At 74.7% G+C, this 24,353-nt stretch carries 20 protein-coding genes and 1 pseudogene; 13 read left to right on the forward strand and 8 right to left on the reverse strand.

From position 1 onward, the window contains the following. Positions 1-11: 11 nt before the first annotated feature. Positions 12-932, reverse strand: a complete 921-nt coding sequence (locus ACFCLZ_RS02640) for a ribokinase (protein ID WP_380282970.1) — start codon at positions 930-932, stop codon at positions 12-14. 132 nt (positions 933-1,064) lie between these two features. Between ACFCLZ_RS02640 and ACFCLZ_RS02645 the strand changes: the two genes are divergently transcribed. Next, entirely contained in the window at positions 1,065-2,057 is a 993-nt protein-coding gene (locus tag ACFCLZ_RS02645) for a LacI family DNA-binding transcriptional regulator (RefSeq protein WP_380282971.1), read from the forward strand. A gap of 7 nt (positions 2,058-2,064) precedes the next feature. On the opposite strand, the gene ACFCLZ_RS02650 is transcribed toward ACFCLZ_RS02645, so the two are convergent. Continuing rightward, positions 2,065-4,794 (reverse strand): cation-translocating P-type ATPase, encoded by a 2,730-nt coding sequence (locus ACFCLZ_RS02650; RefSeq protein WP_380282972.1) that lies wholly within the window; start codon positions 4,792-4,794, stop codon positions 2,065-2,067. 307 nt (positions 4,795-5,101) lie between these two features. Here ACFCLZ_RS02650 and ACFCLZ_RS02655 point away from each other — a divergent pair, with 307 nt between their 5' ends. After that, positions 5,102-5,593 carry a DUF1269 domain-containing protein gene (locus tag ACFCLZ_RS02655; protein ID WP_380282973.1) on the forward strand — a complete coding sequence of 164 codons (492 nt, stop codon included), beginning with the start codon at positions 5,102-5,104 and terminating at the stop codon, positions 5,591-5,593. A gap of 110 nt (positions 5,594-5,703) precedes the next feature. Beyond that, on the forward strand, positions 5,704-6,177 hold the full coding sequence (locus ACFCLZ_RS02660) for a carboxymuconolactone decarboxylase family protein (protein ID WP_380282974.1): 474 nt from the start codon (positions 5,704-5,706) through the stop codon (positions 6,175-6,177). Between the two features lie 190 nt (positions 6,178-6,367). On the opposite strand, the gene ACFCLZ_RS02665 is transcribed toward ACFCLZ_RS02660, so the two are convergent. The 3 genes from ACFCLZ_RS02665 to ACFCLZ_RS02675 are packed head-to-tail and all read right to left on the reverse strand — an operon-like array spanning position 6,368 to position 9,938. Continuing rightward, positions 6,368-7,354: a hypothetical protein gene (locus ACFCLZ_RS02665; RefSeq protein ID WP_380282975.1), complete on the reverse strand. Its 987-nt coding sequence runs from the start codon at positions 7,352-7,354 to the stop codon at positions 6,368-6,370. Beyond that, on the reverse strand, positions 7,351-8,622 hold the full coding sequence (locus ACFCLZ_RS02670) for an MFS transporter (RefSeq protein WP_380286415.1): 1,272 nt from the start codon (positions 8,620-8,622) through the stop codon (positions 7,351-7,353). Before ACFCLZ_RS02670 ends, ACFCLZ_RS02665 begins: the two co-directional genes overlap by 4 nt. Positions 8,623-8,624: 2 nt before the next feature. After that, positions 8,625-9,938, reverse strand: coding sequence for a discoidin domain-containing protein (locus tag ACFCLZ_RS02675; RefSeq protein WP_380282976.1), 1,314 nt, complete (start codon positions 9,936-9,938; stop codon positions 8,625-8,627). Positions 9,939-10,275: 337 nt separating this feature from the next. On the opposite strand from ACFCLZ_RS02675, the gene ACFCLZ_RS02680 reads away from it, so the two are divergent. From ACFCLZ_RS02680 to ACFCLZ_RS02695, 4 genes are all read left to right on the forward strand, one after another. Continuing rightward, entirely contained in the window at positions 10,276-11,661 is a 1,386-nt protein-coding gene (locus ACFCLZ_RS02680) for a rhodanese-like domain-containing protein (RefSeq protein ID WP_380282977.1), read from the forward strand. 62 nt (positions 11,662-11,723) lie between these two features. Further along, positions 11,724-12,005 carry a metal-sensitive transcriptional regulator gene (locus ACFCLZ_RS02685; RefSeq protein ID WP_380282978.1) on the forward strand — a complete coding sequence of 94 codons (282 nt, stop codon included), beginning with the start codon at positions 11,724-11,726 and terminating at the stop codon, positions 12,003-12,005. A gap of 39 nt (positions 12,006-12,044) precedes the next feature. Then, a complete protein-coding gene (locus ACFCLZ_RS02690; RefSeq protein ID WP_380286417.1) occupies positions 12,045-12,434 on the forward strand; it encodes a DUF302 domain-containing protein in 390 nt (129 codons plus the stop codon). A gap of 135 nt (positions 12,435-12,569) precedes the next feature. Continuing rightward, the gene (locus tag ACFCLZ_RS02695) at positions 12,570-14,765 is read left to right on the forward strand and encodes an MMPL family transporter (RefSeq protein ID WP_380282979.1); all 2,196 of its coding nucleotides are present in this window, start codon (positions 12,570-12,572) and stop codon (positions 14,763-14,765) included. A 158-nt stretch (positions 14,766-14,923) separates the two neighbouring features. Here ACFCLZ_RS02695 and ACFCLZ_RS02700 read toward each other — a convergent pair whose 3' ends face one another. Further along, positions 14,924-15,091: a hypothetical protein gene (locus ACFCLZ_RS02700; RefSeq protein WP_380282980.1), complete on the reverse strand. Its 168-nt coding sequence runs from the start codon at positions 15,089-15,091 to the stop codon at positions 14,924-14,926. Positions 15,092-15,422: 331 nt separating this feature from the next. On the opposite strand from ACFCLZ_RS02700, the gene ACFCLZ_RS02705 reads away from it, so the two are divergent. Genes ACFCLZ_RS02705 through ACFCLZ_RS02720 form a run of 4 tightly spaced genes read left to right on the forward strand, consistent with a single transcriptional unit; the run spans position 15,423 to position 18,944 of the window. After that, positions 15,423-16,301, forward strand: a complete 879-nt coding sequence (locus tag ACFCLZ_RS02705) for a hypothetical protein (RefSeq protein ID WP_380282982.1) — start codon at positions 15,423-15,425, stop codon at positions 16,299-16,301. 38 nt (positions 16,302-16,339) lie between these two features. Continuing rightward, a complete protein-coding gene (locus ACFCLZ_RS02710) occupies positions 16,340-17,161 on the forward strand; it encodes a hypothetical protein (protein ID WP_380282983.1) in 822 nt (273 codons plus the stop codon). After that, positions 17,158-18,000 (forward strand): hypothetical protein, encoded by an 843-nt coding sequence (locus ACFCLZ_RS02715; RefSeq protein WP_380282984.1) that lies wholly within the window; start codon positions 17,158-17,160, stop codon positions 17,998-18,000. Before ACFCLZ_RS02710 ends, ACFCLZ_RS02715 begins: the two co-directional genes overlap by 4 nt. Then, the gene (locus tag ACFCLZ_RS02720) at positions 17,997-18,944 is read left to right on the forward strand and encodes a hypothetical protein (protein WP_380282985.1); all 948 of its coding nucleotides are present in this window, start codon (positions 17,997-17,999) and stop codon (positions 18,942-18,944) included. The genes ACFCLZ_RS02715 and ACFCLZ_RS02720 overlap by 4 nt, the downstream gene beginning before the upstream one ends. An 18-nt stretch (positions 18,945-18,962) precedes the next feature. On the opposite strand, the gene ACFCLZ_RS02725 is transcribed toward ACFCLZ_RS02720, so the two are convergent. Further along, a complete protein-coding gene (locus ACFCLZ_RS02725; RefSeq protein ID WP_380282986.1) occupies positions 18,963-19,874 on the reverse strand; it encodes an MBL fold metallo-hydrolase in 912 nt (303 codons plus the stop codon). Positions 19,875-19,957: 83 nt separating this feature from the next. Here ACFCLZ_RS02725 and ACFCLZ_RS02730 point away from each other — a divergent pair, with 83 nt between their 5' ends. Further along, complete coding sequence (locus tag ACFCLZ_RS02730; protein ID WP_380282987.1) at positions 19,958-20,836, forward strand: LysR family transcriptional regulator; 879 nt, start codon at positions 19,958-19,960, stop codon at positions 20,834-20,836. Between the two features lie 1,050 nt (positions 20,837-21,886). Continuing rightward, positions 21,887-22,804: pseudogene (locus tag ACFCLZ_RS02735) on the forward strand (aldo/keto reductase). 470 nt (positions 22,805-23,274) lie between these two features. On the opposite strand, the gene ACFCLZ_RS02740 reads toward ACFCLZ_RS02735, so the two are convergent. Next, the gene (locus tag ACFCLZ_RS02740; RefSeq protein ID WP_380282988.1) at positions 23,275-24,312 is read right to left on the reverse strand and encodes an MsnO8 family LLM class oxidoreductase; all 1,038 of its coding nucleotides are present in this window, start codon (positions 24,310-24,312) and stop codon (positions 23,275-23,277) included. Positions 24,313-24,353 lie beyond the last annotated feature (41 nt).

The following is a 24,353-nucleotide window of genomic DNA, read 5'->3' on the forward strand; positions in this document are numbered from 1 at the left end:
GGGGGGAGGAGTCAGGAGGCGGAGGGAAGGGAGGGGGCGTCGAGCTGGGCCGCGTAGGGCATGGAGGACTGGGCGCCGAGGCCGGTGACGGCGTGCGACGCGGCCCGCACGGCCCGTTCGACGGCGGCCGGCAGGGCGGCGCCGCGGCCGAGGGCGTCCGCGAGGGCGCCGCAGAAGGTGTCGCCGGCGCCGACGGTGTCGACCGCGTCCACCCGGGGCGCGGGGACGTGGGCGACGCCGGCGCCGTGGGCCTCCCTGAGGAAGGCGCCGTCGGCCCCGAGGGTCACCACGACGGCCCGGCACGGGAGCGCGGCGTGCTCCAGCAGGTCCCGCGCCTCGTTCAGGGTGGCGGGCCGGGCGGCGCCGAGCAGGGAGGCGAGCTCGCCGAGGTTGGGGACCAGGACGTCGACCGCCGCCAGCACCCGCGGGTCGACCGGGCGGGCCGGTGCGGGGTTGAAGACGACGGTCCCGCCCTGCTCGCGGGCCCGCAGGACCGCGAGGTCGACCAGTTCGGGGGCGATCTCGTTCTGCACGAGGACGACCTCGCCGAGCGAGCGGACCAGCCGCTCGGGCAGGTCCTCGACCGCGAGGGCGGCATTGGCCCCCGCGTTCACGACGATGGTGTTCTCGCCCGCGCCATCGACGACCACGGCGGCGAGTCCGGTCGGGTGCCGCTCGTCCGTCCGCACCGCGGTGACGTCCACACCCTCGGCGCGGAGCGCGGCCAGCAGGCCGACCGCGTCCGCGCCGACCCGGGCCACCAGGCGCACCCGCGATCCGAGCCGGGCGGCCGCGACCGCCTGATTGGCGCCCTTGCCGCCGGCCCCCTCGGCGAAGTGCCGCGCGAGCACGGTCTCGCCGGGGTGCGGCAGGCCCTCGACGCTCAGCACGAGGTCGCGGTTCACCGAACCGACGACGGTGATGGACGGCATTGACGCTCCTTTGGGAGATCGATTTCCGACATGCTGTACCAGCACCCCCCAGCCGTCAAGTAGCCTCCTCATGAAAAGACCGCCCCGATGTCGTGGCCTCCCACCGCCCACCCATCCCGAAGGACACCCCACGTGACAGCGCCCCGACTCCTCGACGTGGCCGAGGCCGCCGGCGTCTCCCGCGCGACGGCCTCACGGGTACTCGCCGGCACACCGCGCAACGTCGACCCCGAGCTCGCCCGCCGCGTCGAGGAGGCCGCCCGGCGGCTGGGCTACCAGGCCAACCACTCGGCCCGGGCACTGCGCACCGGCAGCACCGGCGCCGTCGGCGTCGTCGTCCCCACGCTCGCCAACCCGTACTTCGTCCAGCTCGCCGACGCCATCGCCCAGCACGTCCGGGCCGCCGGCGGCACCCTGATGGTCTCCGACGCGGCGAACGACCCGGCGATCGAGGCCGAGCAGATCGACACCCTGCTCGCCGGCCGGGTCGACGGCCTGTTCGTCGTCCCCGTGTCGGCCACCGAGTCCGGCCCCGCGATCCGCAACGCCGCCGCCCGCCACCCCGTCGTGCTGTTCGACCGCTGGGCCAGGGGATCCGGCACCGTCGCCGTGACCCTCGACAACGCGGCCGCCGTCCGACTGCTCGTCGACCACCTGGAACAGACGGGCCGTCACCGGATCGCGCTGGTCGCGGCGGACCAGGCCTCCTCCTCGGGCGCCGAGCGGCTCGCGGCCTTCACCGAACTGCAGGGCGACGGCGCCACCACCGTCCTGCTGCCCAACTTCACCACCGACGCCGGACGGACGGCCGGACGGCGCATCGTCGAGCAGCGCGACCGGATCGACGCGGTCGTCTGCGGGGCGGACGTGCTCGCGGTGGGACTCGTCAGCACGCTGCACCGCTCGTCGGTCGCCGTGCCCGGGAAGATCGCCGTCACCGGCTTCGACGACACCGAGATACTCGAACTCTTCGACCCGCCCATCACCTCGATCCGCCACCCGCTGTCCGCCATGGCCGAACGCGCGCTGACCCTGCTTCAGGCCCCGAGCCGCGAGCGGACCGAGCGGGTCGAGCGCTTCCGGCCCCAGCTGGTCGTCCGCGCCTCGACCGAGGTCGGCACCTGATCCGCCGTCACCCGGCAGGGCCCGCCGGGCGGGCCGGAGCCCTGCGGGCCAGCAGCTTGCCCGACTCCCACAGCAGGAGGAGCGCGACGGCGGCCAGCAGGGCCCAGCCGAACTGCCGGGCGTCGAGGTCGGTGGTCCCGAGGATCCGGTGGAACGCGTCCATCTGGGTGACCAGCACCGCCAGGACGAACTCCGCCAGGGCGGCGATGTTCATCTGCCTGCTGTCGAAGGTGCTGACGGTCAGCACCGACGCCCGTTCGCTGCGGCACTCGTAGGCCGCCACGATCAGGCAGAGCGCGAAGGCGGTGAACGCGATCGAGTTGCCGACCCGCAGGCTGTCGTAGTGCGCCTCGCCCAGCTTGATCAACGCCAGCAGCGCGATCGTGACGGCCAGCCCGGCGAGCCCGACGGTGATCACGACGGGCCCGGTCAGCACCGTTTCACCGCGCGGGCGCGGGGTGCGCCGCATCAGACCGGGGCTCTCCCGGTCGAAGCCCAGGGCGAAGCCGAACGGGGCGTTGACGACGAAGTGGATCCACAGCACCTGCGCCGGGGTGAACGGCTCCCCCGCCGCGAGGTCGAAGACCGTGGCCCCGAGGAAGGTCAGCACGAAGGTCACCAGGAGCACCAGCACGAACCGGATGTACTTGGTGAGGTTGTCGTAGAGCTTCCGGCCCTCCGCCACGGCGTGGACGATGGTGGCGAAGTTGTCGTCGGCGAGGACCATGCGGCTCGCGTTCTTGGCGACGTCGGTGCCGCTGCCCATGGCGATGCCGATGTCGGCGGCCTTGATGGCGGGCGCGTCGTTCACCCCGTCGCCGGTCATCGCGACCACGTCGCCCTTGCGCTTGAGCGTGTCGGCGAGCAGGACCTTGTGCTCCGGCGCGACCCGGCCGACCACGCCGATGGCGTCGATCCGGGCGAGCCGCTCCGGTTCGGACAGGTCGGCGAAGTCCGCGCCGAGGACGGCCTCGCCGTGGATGCCGAGCCGGCGGGCGATGGCCGCGCCGGTGGTGACGTCGTCCCCCGTCACCATCCGGACCCGGATGTGGGCGGCCTGCGCGCTGGCGACCGCGGCCTTCGACTCCTCGCGCGGCGGGTCGACCATGCCCACCAGGCTCGTCATCCGCAGGTCGGTGACGAGCGCCAGGAGGTCACCGCCCGGATCGAAACCGGCCGGGTCCAGGTCGCGGACGGCCCCGGCCATCACCCGCAGCCCCTCACCCCCCATCCGCTCGATCTGCGCCCGGGCCCGCGCACCGAGGTCCTGGTCCCACGGGACGAGCGCGCCGGCCGCGAGCGCGGTGGTGGCACGGGCCGTCACGGCCGGGGCGGCGCCCTTCACGAAGCAGCGCACCACCGGCCGGCCGGCCGCGTCCTTCGCCGCGTTGAAGGTGGCCATCAGCTTGTAGTCCGGGTCGAACGGGAGCGTGGCGAGCCGCGGCAGACGCTCCCGGGTGGCCTCGATGTCCAGCCCGGCCTTGTGGCCCAGGACGAGCAGGGCGCCCTCGGTCGGGTCTCCCACGACCTGCCCGTCCACCAGCTTCGCGTCATTGGCGATCAGGTAGGGCAAGACGGCGTCCTCGATGCCCGCCGAGGAGCCCGCCGCGTGGTGGACCTTCCCGTCGAGGCGGTAGCCGGTGCCGGAGACGGTGTAGCGGTCGGTGGGGCTGAGGACCTCGACGACGGTCATCTGGTTCATCGTCAGGGTGCCGGTCTTGTCCGAGTTGATGGCCGAGGTGAAGCCGAGGGTCTCGACGGACGGCAGCTCCTTCACGATCGCGTGACGCTTGGCCAGGTTGAGGCTTCCGACGGAGAGGATCACCTGGCTGACCGTCGGCAGCGCCTCCGGGATCGCCGCGATCGCCAGCGAGACCGCGCTGACGAACAGGGCGTCCCAGGCCTGGTCGCGACTGCGGCCGAGGGCGAACATGACGACCATGGTCAGGCCCGCCGCCGCCGCGATCCACAGCGTCAGGGTGTTGAGCTCCCTGGTGAGCGGCGACTGCTCCTTCTCCGTGGCCGCCAGCATCCCGGAGATCTTCCCCAGTTCGGTGCCGGCGCCCGTCGCGGTGATGACGAGCAGTCCGCTGCCGTGCGTGACCGGGGTGTTCATGAACGCCATGTTGGTCTGGTCAGCCGGCCCCGGCCGCTCGGCCGTCACCGTGCCCGCGTCCTTCACCGCCGGGACGCTCTCGCCGGTCAGCGCCGACTCGTCGATCTGCAGGGCGCTGGCCTCGACGATCCGCCCGTCCGCCGGGACCTCGTCACCGGCCGAGACGAGCACGACATCGCCCACGACCAGTTGCTCCGCCGGGATCTCGGTCTCCGTCCCGTCCCGCCGGACCCGGGCCGTCGCCTCCATCATCGACTTCAGCGCGTTCATCGCGCTCTCGGCCTTGCCCTCCTGGCGCAGGCCCACCACGGCGTTGAACAGCGTCAGCACGAGGAGCAGCACCGCGGTGGTCCACTCCTTGATCGCCAGTGAGACCACCGCCGACACCACCAGGATGATCTGCATGTAGCTGCGGTACTGGTCGAGGAAGCGCAGCCAGCCGGGCCGCGGGCGCTCCTCGGGGAGTGCGTTCGGCCCGTTCACGGTGAGCAGTTCGGCCGCCCGGGCAGCGGTGAGCCCCACCGCCGGGTCCACCCCGAGCCGCGCCGCGACCTCCTCCGGAGGCCGGGCGTACCACTGTTCCGGGACCTCTCGCCCCGAAGGGCCGGCCTGCTCCGCCATCGTCGCTCGTTTCCTCAAGGTCCGCCTCGTCCCGGGGGTCGAGGCCCTCGGCCGGGTCCGCCTTCGAATCCGGGTCCACCCGCAGCGGCTCGATGAACCTCGCCGTGCGGGCGGGGACGCAGGACGGACCGGGACCGGCGGCGCGGGAGAGTGCTCCTGCCACCCTGCGGCCCGCGGGTGTCGGCGGCAATCCGGCGGCGTCCTTCCGGTGGCCCCGGGTCGCCCGTCCGGCGGCCGGGCGTGGCGACGCGCGAGGCCCGGGCCGAGGATGGGGCCGTCGTACGTTCCCCTTCGGCCGGAGGCCATGATGGCGACCCTGACGGTATGGCGCTTCCCCACCGCGGCCGGCGCCGACGAAGCCCTGGAGACGCTGAAGAAGCTGCAGCGCCAGGAGTTGATCACGCTCCAGGACGGGGCCGTGGTCAGCTGGCCCGGTGAGGCCGGCAGGCCGCGGACCCGCCACCTGGGCGACCTGACCGGCATGGGCGCCCTGGGCGGGGCCTTCTGGGGCTTCCTCCTCGGAATGATCTTCTTCGTGCCGGTCCTCGGCGCGGCGATGGGCGCGGCCGGCGGCGCGCTCGGAGGCCACCTCGCCCATGTGGGCATCGACGAGGACTTCGTCCGGCAGGTGCGGCGGAAGGTGACGCCCGGCAGCTCCGCGCTGTTCGTCCTCAGCTCGGAGGCCGTGCTCGACCGGGTCAGGTCCGCGTTCGAAGGGCTGCACGCCGAACTCATCGAGACGAATCTGTCGGCGGAGGAGGAGGCCCGGCTGCGCGAGGCGTTCACCGAGGGCCGGTGACCCCGGCCGGCGGCGAGCCATCGTGTGACGCAGGACACATCGGACGCTTGTCACATTTCGGCGGCGCGTCCGGTCAGGAAGGTGAATCCCCACGACACGAGGAGCACACCATGGACGCCCGTCTCGACTACTTCGGCAACGCCGTCGGCGCGAAGGTCCTGCGGCACATCAACTCGGCCGGCAAGGCGCTGTCGGACTCGGGGCTGCCGCAGGCGACGCAGGAGCTGGTGAAGATCCGCGCGAGCCAGATCAACGGCTGCGGGTTCTGCACCGACATGCACACCAAGGACGCCGCGCACGCGGGGGAGACCGCCCTGCGGCTCAACCTGGTGGCGGCCTGGCGGGAGGCCACCGTCTTCACGGACGCCGAGCGCGCCGCGCTGGAGCTGGCGGAGCAGGGCACCCGGATCGCGGACGCCGCCGGCGGCGTCACCGACGAGGCGTGGGCGAACGCCGCCAAGCACTACGACGAGGAGCAGCTGGCCGCTCTGATCTCGCTGATCGCCGTGATCAACGCCTACAACCGGATCAACGTCATCAACCGGCAGCCCGCCGGGGCGTACCAGCCCGGCCAGTTCGGCTGACCGGCCGCACGGGAGACCGTGCGGCTGTCCGCCGCGAGGCCCGCTGCTTCGGTGCCGCGCGGCGGGAGGCCGCGCTGCTGCCCGGCCCCGGTGCGCGCCTCGCCGGGAGCCGGTTCGCCGGCCGGCTCGCGCGGCGGGGCCGAGCCGGTCCAGGCCGGCCCGCACGGTGCGTGCGGGCCGGCCCGTCCGGTCAGTGCACCGGCGGCACGGCGACCGGTGAGGAGCCGCCGGGGACCAGCAGCCGCGGTGCGCCGGTCCCGTCGGCGGGGACGGACCAGAGGTCGCCGCCCTTGCCCTCGCGGGCCGGGAGGGCGTAGGCGAGGGTGGCGTCGTCCAGCCAGGCCGCCTGGTCGTCGACGCTGTGCGACTCGGCCAGCGGGTGCTCGCGGAGGTCCGCCAGGTCGAGGACGTACAGCCGCCAGGGGGCGGCCGGGTCGTCCGAGACCTTCTTCTTGAAGGCGATCCGGGTGCCGTCCGGGGAGAGCGAGGGGCACTCCACGTTCTCCCGCAGGGTGCGCGCCGACCACGCCCCGAGGTCGCCCTCGACCAGGTGGGTGCGGCCGCCGGTCGCGACGGTGGCGTAGAAGCGGTTGTCGTCGGCGGCGAAGTCGACACCCCAGTAGTTGACGTCGGCGGCGTGGTACCGGCCGCCGCCGAGGGTCAGCGGGATGTCCTCGATCGACTTGACCAGGTAGCCGGTGCGCAGGTCCAGGATCGACGTGCGGGTGGAGAAGCCGCTCGCCGCGTAGGAGTCCCCGACCGCGAAGGTGGTCCAGGAGAGCACCTGTCCGGAGGGCGACACCCGGGCCCGGTTCGGGATGCCCGGCACGGTCACCGTCCGCAGCTCGGTGAACCCCCGGTCGTAGACCACCGCCTGGGTGCGGGCCGGGGTACCGGGCAGCGCCCGCAGGCACAGGGCCCGCTCCCCCGCCGCGTAGAACCGCGCGCAGGACGGCCCGTCCGGCGCGCCCGGGGTGCGGGCGACCCGGCCGGTGGCGGTGTCGCGGTAGTAGAGGCCGGGCTCGTGCAGGGTGAACGAGGCCTCCGCCGCGACGAGCCGGTGCCCGCCGCCGCGCTCGCGGGCGTGCAGCACGTAGCCGAGGGAGCCGCCCAGCAGGACGAGGACGGCGAGGACCAGGACGGTCGGGCGTGCCTGCACCGTCGCCCGCGGGTTCACGCCGTTCCCCTTCCCGGCAGGATCCGCCAGGCGGCGGCGAGGGCGGCGGCCAGCGCGAGGGCGGCCGCCAGCAGGGCCGGGCGCGGGCCCCACCACGTCCAGGCGACGCCGAATCCGGCGGCCCCGACCAGCCGGGCCAGCGCCTGCCCGGTCTGCAGCACCGCGAGCCCGCCCGCCCGGCCCCCGGCCGGCAGCACCGGCCCGGCCAGCGCCATCAGCACGCCGTCGGTGGCCGCGTAGAAGACGCCGAGCAGGGCGAGGACGACGACGGCGCTCGGCCACCCGAGCGGCGCCAGCAGTGTGAGGTAGGCCGCGAGCAGCGCGCCGTGCCCGAGGAGGAACGGGGTCCGCCGTCCGGTCCGGTCCGCGATCCGCCCGGCCGGTACGGCCAGCAGCAGGTAGCACGCCGCCGCGCCGAGCGGCAGCAGCGGGAAGAGCACGGGCGACAGGTCCAGGCCGCGCTGGAGGAGCAGGTAGAGGAAGGAGTCGCCGATCGTCGCGGCGCCCAGCAGCGCGGCGGCCGCGGTCACCCGCCGGAACACGGGGTCGCGCAGCACCTTGTGCTTCGCCCGGGCGGGTCTCGGCGCGGCCGCGGCCGGGACCGGGGCTCCGGCCGGCGCCGGGGCTCCGGAAGGGACCGCGCGCGCCGGGACGAAGAGGACCAGGACGAGGACGCCGAGCAGGCCGGTGGCGAAGCTGACCACGAAGACGGCGTCGTACGCGTCCGCCGTCGCCCACAGCACCGCGAAGGCGACCAGCGGACCGAGCAGCGCCCCCGTGGTGTCCATCGCCCGGTGCACGCCGAAGGCCCGGCCGAGCACCTCCGGCGGTGCGCTGAGCGTGATCATCGCGTCCCGCGGGGCGGTCCGCACGCCCTTGCCGAGCCGGTCGGCGGTCAGCGCGGCGGCGATCCCGCCGGCCGCGCCGCCGGCCAGCAGCAGCCCGAGCCGGGAGAGCGCCGACAGCAGGTAGCCCGCCCCGGCGACCGTCCGGTGCCGGCCGCCGCCCCGGTCGGCGAGCCGGCCGCCGAGCAGCCGGACCAGCGCGGTGGCGCCGTTGAACAGCCCGTCGAGGAAACCGAACTGGAGGGGTGAGAGGCCGAGGCCCAGCACCAGGTAGAGCGGCAGCACGGCGGTGACCATCTCCGAGGAGACGTCGGTGACCAGGCTGACCGCACCGAGCGCGACGACCGTGCCGGGGACGCGCCGCCCCACCCCGGCGGGGCGGGGCGGCGCGTCCGGGCGGCGGCCGGTGGTGGCCAGGTACATCATCAGTGGCAGCTGTACGTCGGGCCGGTGTCCTTGACCTGGCCGTCCGCGCCGACGTAGGTCCAGCCGTACCCGGAGTCGGTGAAGTCCAGCTTCAGCACGCCGTAGTCACCGCTGATCCGCTTCTGGCTGTTGGGCTGGACCTGCTCGATCGGGTACGGCTCGGCGCCGCCCGTCCCGCCGACGATCTCCACGATCCCGTCCGCGGTGGCCCTGCCGTCCGGGTCCTGCGGGGCGAACCGCTCGTAGTGGTGGTCGTGCCCGTTCAGCACCAGGTCGGCCCCGGCACCGTAGAGGATCCGCCACACCGGCCGGGAGACCGGGTCGTTGCCGTGCCCGCCGGAGGAGTACAGCGGGTGGTGCCAGTAGGCGGCGACGCACTTCTTCGCGTTGGCCGCCAGATCGGCCTTCAGCCAGTCGATCTGGGCGCTCTGGTCGAAGGCGTTGGAGTCCAGCGCGACGAAGTGCCAGTCGCCCTCGTCGAAGCTGTACCAGCTCTTGCCCTGCGGGTAAGCGATGCTGCCGAAGTACGCCTTGTACCCGGCCAGCGATCCGGCCGGGTCGTAGGTCTCGTGGTTGCCCGGCACCGGGTGGGTCCTGGCCTTGAACGCGCCCCAGCTCTTGTCGTAGTAGCTCTTGAAGTCCGCCAACCGGGCGTCGTCGTACTGGTTGTCACCCATCGTCAGATAGAACCTCGGGTCGATCCGCTGGGCCAGCGCGGCGGTCTTCGGGTGCGCGCAGCCGCTGTCCGAGGCGGTGCACCGGGCGGCGATGTCACCGGCCGCCACCACGGTGAAGGCGCCGGCCGACGGCCCGGTGGGCGTGGGCCCGGTCGGCGACGGGCCGCCGTCCAGGGCCCCGTACACCTCCAGCTCGAACAGCGAGTACCCGTACGCCGTGCCGCGCGCCGTCCCGTACATCCGGACGTAGCGGCCCCTGCCGGCCAGGCCCGTCCAGTCGTCGCTCCCGCCGTTGCCGGCCTTCTCCTCCGCCATCGCCGTCCAGGTCACCCCGTCGGCCGACACCTCCAGCCGGTACGCCTTGGCGTACGCGGCCTCCCAGCTCAGCTTCACCCGCGAGACGGCGGCGTTCGCCCCGAGGTCCACCCGCAGCCACTGCGGGTCCTTGCCCTCCTCGCTCGCCCACCGCGTGGTGGCGCTGCCGTCGACCGCCTTCCCGGCCGCGTACGAGGACCCCTCCGTGGAGGAGGCCGTCGCGGCCTTCCCGCGCGAGATCAGCGGATCGGCCGCCGCCCCCGCCCGCCCGGACCAGCCGAGCACCAGACCGCCGAGCAGGACGAGCACGGCGGCGAACACACCGACATGGACAGGCCTTACCGAGACACCCGGACGCATCCTTGTCCTCCCTGACCTTGCAGAACGGTGAGAGCCGGACTCCGGTGCACACCACGCGGTCACCGCGCCGCCGCGGCGGCCGGGTCAGAGCTCTCACTGAGCGCGTCACGCCCCATCCGGAGCGTAGTAGAAAGTAAAGTTTCCTGACAATACCCGGGCAGGCGCCGAACTGCCGTCCGAATCCGTCCACCCCCTCCCCCGGACGCTCCTCTTCGCCGAAATTTACCCCCGGGGGTATGGTGGGAGGCGAACGGATACCCCACTGGGTATTTTGGAAACGGCTGCAGGAGCGATCCACGTGTTCTTCGCCCAGTACTACCTCGACTGCCTCTCCCAGGCCTCCTACCTGGTCGCCGACGAGACCACCGGCCGCGCGGTGGTGATCGACCCGCGCCGGGACATCGACGAGTACGTCGCCGACGCCGAGGCGCACGGCTTCACCGTCGAGGCCGTCATCAACACCCACTTCCACGCCGACTTCCTGGCCGGGCACCTGGAGCTGGCGGCCCGCACCGGCGCGTGGATCGGCTACGGCCGCCGGGCGGTCACCGAGTACCCGATCCGCGAGCTCGCCGACGGCGAGCGGATCGGCCTGGGCGAGGTCACGCTGCAGATCATGGAGACGCCCGGGCACACCCCCGAGTCGATCAGCGTCCTGGTGTTCGAGCAGGCCGCGGACACCGTCCCGTACGGCGTGCTGACCGGCGACGCGCTGTTCATCGGCGACGTCGGCCGCCCCGACCTGCTGGCCTCGGCGGGCACCACGGCCGAGGAGCTCGGGCGGATGCTCCACCACAGCGTCCAGCACAAGCTGATGGCCCTGCCCGACGAGGTCCGGCTCTTCCCCGCCCACGGCGCCGGCTCCTCCTGCGGCAAGAACCTGTCCACCGAGCGCCAGTCCACCATCGGCGCGCAGCGCGCCACCAACTACGCCTGCGCGCCGATGAGCGAGGACGAGTTCGTCGCGATCGTCACGGCCGGCCAGTCCGCCGCCCCCGGGTACTTCGGCCACGACGCCGCCCTCAACCGGCAGGACCGCGGCCTGTTCGACGCCGCGCTCGCCCACCGCCCGCTGACCGCCGAGGAGTTCGCGGCCCACCGGCGCGCCGGCGCGGTGGTGGTCGACGCCCGCAGCCCGCAGGAGTTCGCCGCCGGACACCTGCGCGGGGCCGTCAACGTCCCCGCCGACGGCCGCTTCGCCGAACAGGCCGGCGCCGTGCTCACACCGGACGCCGCCCTCCTCGTCGTCGCGCCGGACGGCCGCGAGAGCGAGGTCGTCACCCGTCTCGCCCGCATCGGCTTCGACCGCACCCTCGGCCACCTGGCCGAGCCCGACACCACCCTGCCCGCCCTCGCCGACCAGCTCGCCCCCGCCGCCCGGCTCACCGTCGAGCAGCTGCGCACGGCCCTCTCCGCCGAGCACCCCCCGCTGGTGATCGACGTCCGCACCTGCGGCGAGCGCGCCGACGGCGCCGTCGAGGGCTCCGTGCACATCGCGCTCAACGAGCTCCCGGGCCGCCTCGCGGAGATCCCGGCGGACCGGCCGCTGGTCATCCACTGCGCCGGGGGCCACCGCTCCTCCATCGCCGCCAGCCTGCTGCGCCACCACGGCCGCGCGGAGGTCGCCGACCTGCTGGGCGGCTACGCCGCCTGGGCCGCGGCGCACCAGCCCGCGGCGGCCTGAGCCGCAGGGGCGGAACGAGCCGCGGACGGACGAGCCGCGGGCAGAGAACGAAGGAGAAGGACATGCCGGAGGAACGGACCGTACGGGTCGACGACGACACGGTGGGCGCGGTGCTCAACCGGCTGCGCCGGGCGCAGGGCCAGCTCAGCGGGGTGATCGCGATGATCGAGGCCGGGCGGGACTGCCGGGACATCGTGACGCAACTCGCCGCGGCCTCCCGCGCCCTCGACCGGGCCGGGTTCAAGATCGTGGCCAGCGGCATGCGCCAGTGCACCGCCGCGGACGGCGGCACACCGCCGATGAGCGAGACCGAGCTGGAGAAGCTGTTCCTCGCCCTCGCCTGACCCGCCACCCCCACCAGGAAGCCAGGAATGGAGCACCCCATGGACTACGGGATCCCCGTCACCCTCGACCTGCCCTTCGCCGACACGGTCGAGCGCGTTCGCGCCGCGCTCGCCGAGCAGGGGTTCGGCATCCTCACCGAGATCGACGTCCGCGCGACCCTGCGGGCCAAGATCGGCGAGGAGATCGAGGACTACCTGATCCTCGGCGCCTGCAACCCGCCGCTGGCCCACCGCGCCCTCCAGGCCGACCGGCACATCGGACTGCTGCTGCCGTGCAACGTCGTGGTCCGCGCGGACGGCGGCCGCACGGTCGTCGAGGCGATGGACCCGCAGCTGATGGTCCAGGTCACCGGACAGCCCGCGCTGCAGGCCGTCGCCGACGAGGCGGCCACCCGGCTGCGCACGGCGCTGGCGGCCCTCACCGGCTGACCGGCCGACCGGCTTGCCGGCCGACCGGCGCCCGAACGACGGGGCCCGCCCGGAGCGGGCCCCTCCCTTTGGCCCCCCATATACCCCCACCCGTATTTTCGCGCCCCGCCGGGCGCAGCAGGAACGGAGCGACCCGTGAAGCACCCGGACACCACCCTCGGCCGGCCGGCCACCACCGCGCCGTCCGATCCGCCCCCTCCCCCGGGCCTGCTCGGACGACTCGGCACCTGGTCCGTCCGCCACTTCAAGGCCGTGCTGGCCGGCTGGCTGCTGGTCGTCGTCGGCCTCGGCGCGTTCGCACCGCAGGTGACCTCGGCGCTCTCCGGGGCGGGCTGGCAGGCCGACGGATCCGAGTCGGTGAAGGTCCGGCAGATCGCCGAACAGCACTTCGCCGGCAACGCCTCCTCCGCGCTGCAGATCGTGGTCGCCGCCGACCGGCCGGTCACCGAGCCGGACGTCCAGCGGGTGATCACCCGGGCGGGCGAGATCGCGGCGGCCGACCCCCGGGTCTCCACCGTGGTGGCGCCCCAGCCCGGCGCGACCATCGCCCAGGACGGCCGGACCGCCGTCCTGCTCGCCGGCGCCAACGCCTCCCCCGACGACATGGTCCGGGCGGCCGACGACCTCAAGGGCCCGCTGAACGACCTCTCGGGCGACGGCATCGACGTCCACGCCACCGGCGCGTCCGTGCTGTGGAGCGACTTCAACAAGGCCAACCACGACGCCATGATGAAGTCCGAGATCATGTCCTGGCCGGTCACCCTGGCCATCCTGGTGCTCGCCTTCGGCTCCCTGGTCGCCGCCGGCCTGCCGCTGCTGCTCACCATGGCCGGACTCGCCGCCTCGGCCGGCTCGCTGGTCCTCATCAGCCACCTGTTCCCGGTCTCCGTCTGGGCGATGAACTTCGCCATGATGTTCGCCCTCGCCCTCGGCATCGACTACGCGCTCTTCCTGGTGGTGCGCTTCCGCAGCGCCCGGGCGGCCGCCGCCCGCCGGAACCCGGCGCAGGACAGCCGGCTCAGCAGCACCGCGGCGGTCGCCGAGACCATGGACACCGCGGGCAAGGCCGTCCTGCTGTCCGGCGCGACCGTGCTGGTCAGCCTCTCGGCCGTGATGCTGGTGCCGTCCCCCGCGTTCCGCTCGATGGCCGGCGGCATCATGCTCGCCGTCCTGTTCGTGCTCGCCGCCACCCTCACCCTGCTGCCCGCCGTCCTCGGCCGGCTCGGCCACCGCGTCGACGCCCTCGCCCTGCCGTGGGTGAAGTCCGGCGAGCACCGTTCGCCGCGCTTCGCCGCCTGGGGCGAGCGGCTGTGGAAGCACCCGCTGCGCTACGGCGCGCTGGCCCTCGCCGCACTGATCGCGCTCGCCGCACCCGTCCTCGGGCTGCGGACCGCGATGCCCTCCATCGCCGTGCTGCCCGAGGACGCCAGCGCCCGCGCCGGCTACACCGCCGTCCAGCAGGCCTTCGGCCCCGGGGCGCCCGGCACCCTGCAGATCCTCACCCCGACCGAGGGCGCCGCCGACGTCTCCGCCGGCATCGCCGCCACCCCCGGGATCGCCGGTGTGATGCCCGCGCAGCCGGCCGCCGACGGCTCCGGCTGGTCGATGGTCCAGGCCGTCCCCACCGTGGACCCGTCCAGCCCCGACCTGGGCCGCACCGTCGACGCGCTGCGCGCCGACCTGCCGTCCGACACGCTGGTCGGCGGCGCCGCGGTGGAGAACCTGGACCTCCAGCACCTGCTGACCGAGAAGACCCCGCTGGTCATCGGTGTCGTGATGGGCCTCGGCTTCCTGCTCCTGCTGGTCGCCCTGCGCGCCCCGCTGATCGCGGCGCTCGGCACGGCCGCGAGCCTGCTGTCCACCGGCGCGGCCTTCGGCGTCGCCCGGCTGGTCTTCCAGGACGGCCACGGCGCGGGGCTGCTCGGCTTCACGCCGCAGGGCTTCCTGGACGGCTGGGCACCGGTGTTCTTCTTCGCGATGATCTTCGCCATCGCGATGGACTACACGGTCTTCCTGCTCGCCTCCGCCAAGGAGCACTACGAGCGCACCGGTGATCCGCGCGAGGCCATGGTCGGCGCGCTGGCCCACTCCGGCCGGGTGATCTTCGCGGCGGCGGGCGTGATGGTCGCGGTGTTCTTCACCTTCGCCCTGTCCGGGCCGCTTCCGCCCAAGGAGATGGGCATCGTGCTCGGCGTCGCCGTCCTCCTGGACGCCGCGCTGGTCCGCCTGGTGCTCCTGCCGGTCCTGCTCCGCCTCACCGGGGCCGCCGCCTGGCGCACCCCGGCCTGGCTCGACCGCGTGCTGCCGAAGATCTCCTTCTCGCACGACTGAGCCCCGTCCGGCCCCCGGTGGCCCGGTCCGCCCCTGTGGCGGGCCGGGCCACCGGCGTTGCGCGCGGAGACGGTGAGCGCCGCGCCCTGCGCCGCGCGGACACGGATCGGGCCGTGCCGGGGATTCCCGGCACGGCCCGATCGAGCGGCTCCGCAGGTTCAGCGGCGGCCGAGGAGCCTCGCGAAGAAGCCCCCGCCCTTCTGCGCCTCGCGGTCGCAGGCGCAGCGGTCGGCCTTGGCGACTCCGGCCAGCACCTGGTCGACGTGCATGCCGCACCCCGCGTAGCCGGCCTTGCCGCAGTTGCGGCACGTCGTACGTCGGCACATCTCGGGACTCCTCACATCCGGGGGAAGAGGGGGGTTCCTCCCTCCCTTCCACTATACCGGTGGGGGTATTTTTCCCACTCGAATCCGCCCGATACGACCGATCCGAGCCCCGGGGGCCCGGCGGGACGCAGCCGGATCGGTTTCGGTTCGATCACGGCGTGTCCCTTTGGTCGGCTCTTGGGGGGAGTGCGGTGATTGATCTTGTTGGCGGCGGAAGCGGCGCTCTCTCATAATTCCAGCCAGACGCGCGACGCGCGGCCTTGAGAGCCGCCACGGGGTGCCCGTGAGAGGCCCGTGCGCACACTTCCTGATCTTCCCTGGGGGAATCCCTTTGTCCGCGCACGATCACGTGCCACCCATCGCCGGGCCGGACGCCACCGCTCCGGACGCCACCGATTCGAGCACCACGGAGTCCAGCACCACGGAGTCCAGCACCACGGACTCGAACGCCGCCGGGCGGAAGCTGCCGCGTGCCGCCGGCGTCGCGCTGGCCACCGCGGGCCTGCTCGCCGTCACGGCGGTCAGCGCCACCGTGACGGTGGCCGTCGGCAGGCCCGAGAGCCGGCCGGCCGTCACCGCGGCGGCGGTCGCGCCGACTTCCGCGAACCCGACCGCGTCGCCCACCGCGACCGCCTCCGCCACCGCTTCGGCCACCACCGCGCCAACCACGCCCACGCCCGCTCCCGCTCCGACGAGCACCGTCAAGGGCACCGTCAAGGACGGCCGGCACGACGGCGACCTGCGGTACTTCCTGCTCCCCATCCCCGCGGGCGGCGAGTCCTACGGCCCGGCCGACGGCATACCGCTGTCCGACCAGGAGATGATCGAGGAGTTCGACGACGGGGCGGAGGCCATGCGCACCCTCCGCTCGATCGGCTACAAGGACGCCGTCACCCGGACCTACCGCACCGCGGACGGCAAGGCCGAGGTCACCGTCACCCTGCTGCGCTTCGGAAGCGCCGCGCAGGCGGAGTTCTTCGCCAAGAACGACACCAAGGACCTCCCCGCCATCGAGGTCACCGGCGACCCCGCCGCCCGCGGGTACATCAGCAAGCCCAAGCAGGCGGCCTACACGGGCTCGATGAGCGGCATCTCCAGCCAGGGCGACGTGGAGTACACGGTCGACGTCGAGGTGAAGGGCGAGCCGGACAAGGCGCTGCTGAGCGAGCTGATGAAGCGCCAGCGCGACTGGCTGACCTCCGGCCGCTGAACCCGCCGGCCCCTTCCCTCTTCCCCTGGAGTCCTCGCGTGACCACCGAACCCGTGGCGCCGTCGCCCGTCGACGCGCCGCCGCCCCCACCGGCCGCACCGGCCGCACCGCCCGCGGCCGAGCCCGTCACTGAGCCCGTCATCGACCCGGTCGCCGCGGCGGCACCCACCCGGCGTCCGCGCCGCCCGCGACCGGTCCTGCTGCTGGTCTCCGGGCTGGTGCTCGGAACCGCCGCCGGCTCGGGCGTCGGCTACGCCATCCAGGCGAACCGCCCGCCGACGCCGCTGCCGCCGATCCAGGTGGCGCTGCCGACGTACCCCTCCGAGGTGCTGGACCCGGCGGCCGCCGCCGCGGCGGCACCCTCGCCGCTGGCCATCGACGGCGATCTGCGGAAGCTGCTGATCACCGCGCCGAGCGGCAGCAAAGCCTGGGGGGACTACCCGGACGCACCGAGCTGGGTCACGGTCGGCGAGCTCGCCGAGCACAGTGCGAACAGCGGGAGCGCGTTCTCGCACCTCAACACGAGCGGCTTCCGGCGGGCCGTCGAGGTCGACTGGGAACAGGGCGGACTGAAGGTCCGGATCACGCTGGTCCAGTTCATGGCCGACGACGCCGCCAAGGCCGAGCCCGGCGGGCGGACCTCATCCAAGCTGAAGCCGTTCGCCGACGAGGCCAACGGCGGCTACCTGATCGGGGACAGGCCCTTGTACTGGGCCGAGACCACCGAGAAGTACTACCTCGGCACCGCGTCCGCGCAGCGCGGCACCGTGAGCATGGAGATCAACGTGTTCGGGACGCAGCCGGTGGACGCCGAGGTCGTGAAGAACCTCGCCAAGCAGCAGTGGGAGCGGCTGGTATGACCGACAGCAGCGTGACCGACTCCGTGGTCCCGGAGCCGCAGGCCGGACCCGCCCCCACCGCGCCAGCCGACACCGCTGACGCGGCACCGACGGGCTCCGCCACGTCCCGCCGCGTCCTGCGCGCGGGGGGCGCGATCGTCGCGGCGGCCCTGGTCGGTGTGGTGATCGGCGTCGGGATCATCGAGGTGCGGTACGACGATCCGGCACCCGCCACGGCCGCCGCGCCCTCCACCGGCACGGCCGCCCCGACGGCGACCGCCACACCGTTCGGCGCGAAGTCCAACGGCAACCACTTCGGGTCGCTCCGCGACCTGCTACTGCCGGTCCCCGGCGGCTTCCTGCTCGGGCCGGACGACGGCGCCGACGGCAACGACACCGAGCTGACGGGCGACCAGCTGGCCGCCGCGTTCGACGACGACCTCGGAACGGTCCCCAAGGAGCAGCAGGACAAGCTCCGCCAGTACTGGAAGGACCTGCACGTCAAGGCCGCCGGTGTGCGGACGTACAAGGCCCGCCTCGGCGAGCTCGTCGTCGGGATCAGACTGCGCCAGTTCAACCAGCAGGAGGTGCAGCGGATGAACGAGTACACGGCCATCTTCACCGGCGACACCGGACTGTTCCGCCTCGGCCCGGCGGTCCCCGACCACCCCGAGGCGCACTGCTACCTGATGCCCGCGCCGCCGTCCGCGCCGATCGACCGCATGCAGTGCTCGGCCGCCGAGGGGGACCTCCTGGTGGTGCTGGACGCCGAGGGTGTGGCGCCGCTGCCCAAGGACAAGATCGTCGCCCTCCTGACCCAGCAGCTCGACCGCCTCGCCCGCCCGGGAGCCTCCGTATGACCGACAGCAGCGACACCCCCGCCGTGCCGGACGTTCCGGGGGCGGAACTTCCCGGGACGGACCTCCCGATCGCGGCGCTCGCGGCCGGAGCGCCGACCGACGAGGAGCGGGCCGCCCGCCGGACCCGCCGCCGCAGGGCCGCGCTGCGGTGGAGCGCCGCCGCCGTGGTGTGCGCGCTGGCCGGGACGGGGAGCGCGCTCGCCGTGACGGCGCCCGAGCGCACCGATCTCCCGGGGCTGGCCACCAAGAGCGACGGACGCTACACCTTCCCCGCTCTGGTACTGCCGCCGCTGCCCTCCGGCAAGGCCGCCCCGAAGGACAACAGGAACCGGCACGCCGCCGACCTGCGGCAGTTGCTCCTCCCCGTGCCGAAGGAGGCCGGCAGGCAGCCCGTCCCGGCGCCCTCCGCGACCGGCGGCGGGCCCGCGAGCGCGACTGCGTCCGCGTCGGCCACACCCTCGGGGTCCCCCGCGGCGACGTCCGCCGGCGCATCGCCGGTGCCCCGCGCCGCCGGCCTGGTCGACTGCAACGCCCTCACCGACGAGCAGCAGGATCCGGCCGCGGCCCGCGCCCTGCTGTCGCAGCACGCCTGCCGGGCCGCCACCGTCCGCGAGTGGACCGCCTCCGACGGCACCCGTACGCAGATCCGGCTGCTCTCGTTCGGCTCCTCCGGCGAGGCGTGGTCCGCCTTCGCCGGTCTGCGCGACGGCAAGGGCCCGAAGGACGGCGCCACCATCGGGAGCGCGACGCCCCAGGACTGGGACGAGGTCTACGGCGTCACCCTCGCGACCCGGGCCTCCGGGCCCGGCGCCGCGCCGACCGACCGGCTGGCGTACCTGGCCGCGGGCGACATCGTGGGCGTGGTCACCATGACCAACCCCAAGGGCGTGCCCGCCGCCGCGTTCCGGCAGGTGGTCACCCTCCAGTCGGACCTGCTGGTCTGAGGGCGCGGCCGGGCGGCCTCACGGGTTCGGGACGGGCGCCGGGCGTTCGGCGCAGAAGCAGCCGACGCCCCGCTCGATCCACTCCCGCCCGGCCCACTCCGGGTGCCGCTCGACCAGCAGCGCCCGGACCTCGGCCGCGATCCGGGCCTCGCCCATCGCGCTGCCGCGCCGCCGCCAGGTCTCGTCGCGCAGTTCGCGCAGGTAGTCGCGGACGTCGGCGAGCACCTCCGGGCCGCCGACCTCGCCGTGCCCGGGCACCACCGTCCGGTGCCCGGCGGCCGCCAGCCGCTCCGTCACCGCCAGCCAGCGCGATCCGGAGACATCGGTGTCGTGCGGCGGGAACCAGGGGAAGATCGCGAACTGCCCGGCCTCGGCCAGGTCCCCGGTGAACAGCACCCCGGCGTCCGGGACCTCGATCACCTGGTCGCCGTTGGTGTGGCCCGGGCCGGTGGGCCGCAGCCGCACGGTGCGGCCGCCGAGGTCCAGCTCGCGCGTGCCGTCGTGCACCGCGTCGGGGGTGGGCACCCGGACGTCGGCGTCGAGGCGGCGGGCGATCGACGGGCCGAGGCCCCGGAACATCGCCAGGTACGCCTCGCCCTTCGCCCTGAGGTCGTCCGCCTGGGCGCGGTTGACCAGGTGGTCGGCCCGGCCCGCGAACACGTGCGCGCCGAAGGCGTGCTCGGGGTGGAAGTGGGTCGTGGTCAGGTACAGGCGGCGGCCCGCGGCCACCTCGGTCGCCAGGGCGAGGACCTGCTCGGCGTTGGCGGTGCCCAGGCCGGTGTCGACCACGAGGACGGCCCGGGTGCCGCCGATGATGCCGATGTTGGGGACCAGTGGGACCCCGTGGTTGGGGATCACCAGCAGGTCGGGGGCGATCTCCCGGACCCCCGCGACCTGCACGGCCGGGTCGGGAAGCAGTTCGTTGCTCATGCTCCGATTGCACCGCCCCGGCACCACGGCCGTCCAAGACCGGTTGCGGGCGCCCCGATACCGGACGGGTATCGTGGCCGGTCATGGAGCTGCGGACACTGCGCTACTTCGTCGCCGTCGCCGAGGAACTCCACTTCGGCCGGGCCGCCGCCCGACTGCACATGAGCCAGCCCCCGCTGAGCCGGGCCGTCCGGCAGTTGGAGGCCGGTCTCGGAGCCGTCCTGCTGCACCGGTCCCCCTCGGGCGTCAGCCTCACCCCCGCCGGAACGGTGCTGCTGGCGGAGGCGCGCGCGCTGCTGGAACGGGCCGAACGGCTGCGCACCCGAGTGGCCGCGGCGGCCGGCCCCGCGACCCTCACCGTCGGCATCCTCGGCGATGGCACCGACCTCGGCGCCGTCCGGCTGGCCGGGGCCTTCCGCCGCCGGCACCCGGGCATCGAGGTCCGGGTCCGCGAGGCCGACCTGACCGACCCCACCTGCGGGCTGCGGGCCGGGCTGGTCGACGTCGCCCTGACCCGCGCGCCCTTCGACGGGACCGGGCTGACCGTGCGCGAACTGCGCGCCGACCCGGTCGGCGCGGTGCTCCGGGCCGACGACCCGCTCGCCGGCCGCGCGAGCCTGGCACCGGCCCAGTTGGCGGACCGGCCCTGGTTCCGGTTCCCCGACGGCACCGATCCGCTCTGGTCGTCGTACTGGAACGGCGGCGCGCCGCGCGAGGGACCGGTGGTGCGGGCCGTCCAGGAGTGCCGGCAGGCCGTGCTGTGGAACGGGACGGTCGGGATCGCCCCGCTCGGACACGACCTGCCCCCGGGACTGGCCGTGGTGCCGCTGACCGGCATGGCGCCGAGCCGCGTGGTGGCGGTGTGGAGCAGGGACGACCCGAACCCCCTGGTCGCCTCGTTCGTCCGGATCGCCGCAGCCGCCTACGCCCCCGAGCACCCACCAGGTCAACAGCTCAGCTGATGACGTGTTCAGCAGATCGGCAGTTCTGCTGATGGCCGTTCACCGCCACCGTGGTGGCCATGAGCAGCGCCCTACCGAACGACGAACCGCGCAGGGTGTGCGTGACCGGCGGCACCCGGTACTTCGGGCGGCCTCTGGTCGGCCTGCTGCGCGCCGCCTGGGTCCGCGTCACCCTGGTCCACCGGGGTTCCGCCGCACCGCCGCCCGGGGTGGAGCACCCCCGGGCCGATCGCGGCGACGAGGCCGCGCCGGCCGGGGCGCTCGGCGGGCGCACCCTCGACGCCGTGATCGACCAGGTGCTGTACACGCCCGTCCAGGCCGCCGTGGCCCGCCGGGTGTTCGCCGGACGCACCGCGCGCCACGTGATGACCTCGACCATGGGGGTGCACGACCCGGCGGCCTCACCGTTGATCGGCACGACGGAGGGGGTGCCGGTCACCGAGGACGCCGTGGATCCGGCCTGTTGGCCGGTGGGCCCGGCGCTGCCGTGGTCCGATCCGACGGCTCTCGCCCGGCACGTCGCCCCGGCGACCGCCTACGCGGAGGGCAAGCGGCAGGCCGAGGCCGTGCTCGCCGCCGGGAAGCCGCCGTTCGCCCGGGCGAGCGTGCGCAGCGCCCAGGCGCTGGGCGGCGGCGCGCGGGACTTCACCGGCCGGCGCGCGCACTGCACCGGGCTGATCGCCGCCGGGCGGTCGGTCGCCGTGCACGAGCGGCCGCGACCGACCTCGTTCGTCCGGGAGCGGGAGATCGCCGCCGCGCCGGTCGCGGTCGCCGCTTCGTCGGCGGTGGGCGCGGTGCACGCCTGCTCGGCCGAACGGCTCGACGCGATCGGGCTGGGCGAGCTGGTCGCCCGGCGGCTCGGCACCACCGCCCGCTTCCGGCGGGCCGGGGGGCCGGAGGTCTCACCGTTCTCCTTCGGCCGCCGGTACCCGATGGACAACCGGCGCGCCGTCTCGCTCGGACTCGCCCTCTCCCCCTCCGGCAGTGGCTACCCGCCGCCGTCGCCGAGGCCGTCGAGGCGGGCGGCGACCGGGGAAAGGCGGCCTGACCGTGCGACAGCGCATCATCGGGGACCGGATCGTCGGGGCGATCGGGCTGGGCGCGATGCCGCTCTCGGTGGAGGGCCGCCCCGCCGTCGAGGACGCCCTCACCACCCTGCACGCCGCGCTCGACGCCGGGTGACCCTCGTCGACACCGCAGACTCCTACCACTGGCACGCCGGTGAACGCGGCCACAACGAGCACCTGGTGGCCCGCGCCCTGGCCGCCCGCCCGGCCCGCCCGACCACCGAGCGGGACGCCGCGCTGGTCGCCACCAAGGGCGGTCGACGGCCGGCCCGGGGGCGGCTCGTGGACGGTCGACGGCCGGCCCGAGGCCTGCGAGGGGTCGCTGCGCCGTCTGGGCGTGGACGCGATCGGCCTCTACCAGCTGAACAAGCCCGACCCCCGGGTGCCGTGGGCTGAGTCGGTGGGTGCGCTGCGCGAGCTGCTGGACGCCGGGAAGATCCGGGCGGCGGGCGTCTCCAACGTCGACGAGCAGCAGCTCCTGACGGCCCGGGAACTCCTCGGCCCGGGGCTGGTCGCGGTGCAGAACAGGTTCTCCCCGGCCGACCGCACCGGCCGGCCGCAGCTGCGGCCGGCCGAGCGGCTGGGCCTGGCCTTCCTCCCGTGGAGCCCGCTGGGCGGCCTCGCCCGCAGCGTGCTGGACGACCCCTCGGACGGCGCCCCGGCCCGCACCGCCTTCCACCGGATCGCCGAGGAGCGCGGCGTCTCGCACCAGCGGGTGGGCTTCGCCCGGCTGCTCGCCCTCTCCCCCGCCGTCGTCCCGATCCCCGGCGCCCGCCGCCCCGCCGGCATCCGCGACAGCGCGGCGGCGGCCGGGCTCGTGCTGGACGCGGACGAACTCACCGCGCTCGGCGGACCGTTCGGACCGGCGGAGGCGGGCGTCGCCGCGGTCGAACGGCCGTGAGCGCCGGGGTCGCCCCCGGGGCCGCGCGGCACCGTCCGCCGAGAGGATCCGGCGCAGCACGCCGAGCAGTCCGGCGTCGTCTGCGGGCGGGTGCGGGGCGCGCCGGGCAAGGTGGCCGTCCGGACGGACCCGGAGGGCGCCGATGGCGGGGACGCCGGACAGCCGCCTCCACCGGGCCCCGTCGACCGGCACGGGGTGCGGGGGGACGGGCAGGCCAGCTGCGGTGACGGTGTCGATCCGGCGGAGCCAGGCGGCGTCGGGGGCGGGAGTGAGGAGGGTGAAGCCGGGGCCTACGAGGTCCAGGGTGGAGGCCATGCCGGGGCCCCGGCCAGGCCCGGGGGACGCCGTCCCCGTGCTCGCAGGCCGGCTCCAGGGGCGGACGGGCGGTAGACCGCAGCGAGCAGCAACGACCGACGGCTGACGACCGACGGCTGACGGCTGACGGGGCGCCGTCGCGCGACCGCCGGTGCTCAGGCCAGCCCGGCGGCCTCGGCGAGGAGGCGGTAGGAGTCCAGCAGTTCCTCCCGGTCGTACGTGCTGGTGGTCAGCAGGAACTCGTCGGCACCGGTGCGCCCGACGAGGGCCGTGAGGTCGGCCAGGGCGCGCTCGGGGGTGCCCGCGAGGTGGCCGGTGAGCGCCTGCTCGAAGGCGGCCCGCTCGCGCGGGGTCATCCGTCGGGCAAGGACCTCCTCGGCGGGTTCGAGCGGGGAGAACTCCCCGTGGGTCCGGCTGTGGGCGCTCGACCAGGCCTCCGGAACGAGCAGCGTGCGGGCCCGCTCCTCGGTCCGCGCGACGGCGACCGTCCCGGAGACGACGACATAGGGCCGCCCGGCCCGGGCGGAGGGGCGGAAGCGCTCGCGGTAGCGGTCGATCGCCGCCAGCATCGCCTCCTCCCCGCGCGCCGCCGCGATCACCAGCGGCAGCCCCGCCTCGGCCGCCACCTCCGCGCCCGCGCCGGTGGCCAGCACGAACGCGGGCACGTCCAGGCCTTCGGCGGGCCGGGCGTGCACACTGCCGGGGCCGCGCGCGGCGGGGTCGAACCAGGAGAGCAGTTCGGCGAGTTGCCCGGGGAAGCGGTCCGCGGCGTCCTTCTCCCGGCCCAGGGCCCGGCGTACGCCGTCGGTGAAGCCCACCGACCGGCCCAGGCCCATGTCGATCCGGCCCGGGAACAGCGCCTCCAGGACGCCGAACTGCTCGGCGACGACGAGGGGTTGGTGGTTGGGAAGCATCACCCCGCCGGTACCGACCCGGATCCGGGACGTCGCGGCGGCCACGGCGGCGGCCAGGACCGTCGGCGCCGAGCCGGCCACCCCCGGCACGCCGTGGTGTTCGGAGACCCAGAACCGGTGGTAGCCGAGCCGTTCGACCTCCACCGCGAACGCGACGGTGTCCCGCAGCGCCCGGGCGGGCTCCTCCCCCCGGCGCGTCCGGGAACGGTCCAGTACGGAGAGGCGGAGGGCGGGCGCGGCGGTCACCCCGGTGCCAACGGCCGACCGCGGCGCCGTCATTCCCGGGGGTGCCGAGAGAGGTGTCGAGCGGGGGAAATTCG

It is taken from the genome of Kitasatospora purpeofusca (genome assembly GCF_042691725.1).
GTDB classification, from domain to species: domain Bacteria; phylum Actinomycetota; class Actinomycetes; order Streptomycetales; family Streptomycetaceae; genus Kitasatospora; species Kitasatospora purpeofusca_B.

Excerpts from the sequence above, each read along its gene's own strand:
- ACFCLZ_RS02640 (WP_380282970.1), bottom strand. The coding sequence starts at position 932 with ATGCCGTCCATCACCGTCGTCGGTTCGGTGAACCGCGACCTCGTGCTG.
- ACFCLZ_RS02650 (WP_380282972.1), bottom strand. The coding sequence starts at position 4,794 with ATGGCGGAGCAGGCCGGCCCTTCGGGGCGAGAGGTCCCGGAACAGTGG.
- ACFCLZ_RS02655 (WP_380282973.1), top strand. The coding sequence starts at position 5,102 with ATGGCGACCCTGACGGTATGGCGCTTCCCCACCGCGGCCGGCGCCGAC.
- ACFCLZ_RS02660 (WP_380282974.1), top strand. The coding sequence starts at position 5,704 with ATGGACGCCCGTCTCGACTACTTCGGCAACGCCGTCGGCGCGAAGGTC.
- ACFCLZ_RS02670 (WP_380286415.1), bottom strand. The coding sequence starts at position 8,622 with ATGTACCTGGCCACCACCGGCCGCCGCCCGGACGCGCCGCCCCGCCCC.
- ACFCLZ_RS02685 (WP_380282978.1), top strand. The coding sequence starts at position 11,724 with ATGCCGGAGGAACGGACCGTACGGGTCGACGACGACACGGTGGGCGCG.
- ACFCLZ_RS02690 (WP_380286417.1), top strand. The coding sequence starts at position 12,045 with ATGGACTACGGGATCCCCGTCACCCTCGACCTGCCCTTCGCCGACACG.
- ACFCLZ_RS02700 (WP_380282980.1), bottom strand. The coding sequence starts at position 15,091 with ATGTGCCGACGTACGACGTGCCGCAACTGCGGCAAGGCCGGCTACGCG.
- ACFCLZ_RS02715 (WP_380282984.1), top strand. The coding sequence starts at position 17,158 with ATGACCGACAGCAGCGTGACCGACTCCGTGGTCCCGGAGCCGCAGGCC.
- ACFCLZ_RS02720 (WP_380282985.1), top strand. The coding sequence starts at position 17,997 with ATGACCGACAGCAGCGACACCCCCGCCGTGCCGGACGTTCCGGGGGCG.
- ACFCLZ_RS02725 (WP_380282986.1), bottom strand. The coding sequence starts at position 19,874 with ATGAGCAACGAACTGCTTCCCGACCCGGCCGTGCAGGTCGCGGGGGTC.
- ACFCLZ_RS02730 (WP_380282987.1), top strand. The coding sequence starts at position 19,958 with ATGGAGCTGCGGACACTGCGCTACTTCGTCGCCGTCGCCGAGGAACTC.
- ACFCLZ_RS02740 (WP_380282988.1), bottom strand. The coding sequence starts at position 24,312 with ATGACGGCGCCGCGGTCGGCCGTTGGCACCGGGGTGACCGCCGCGCCC.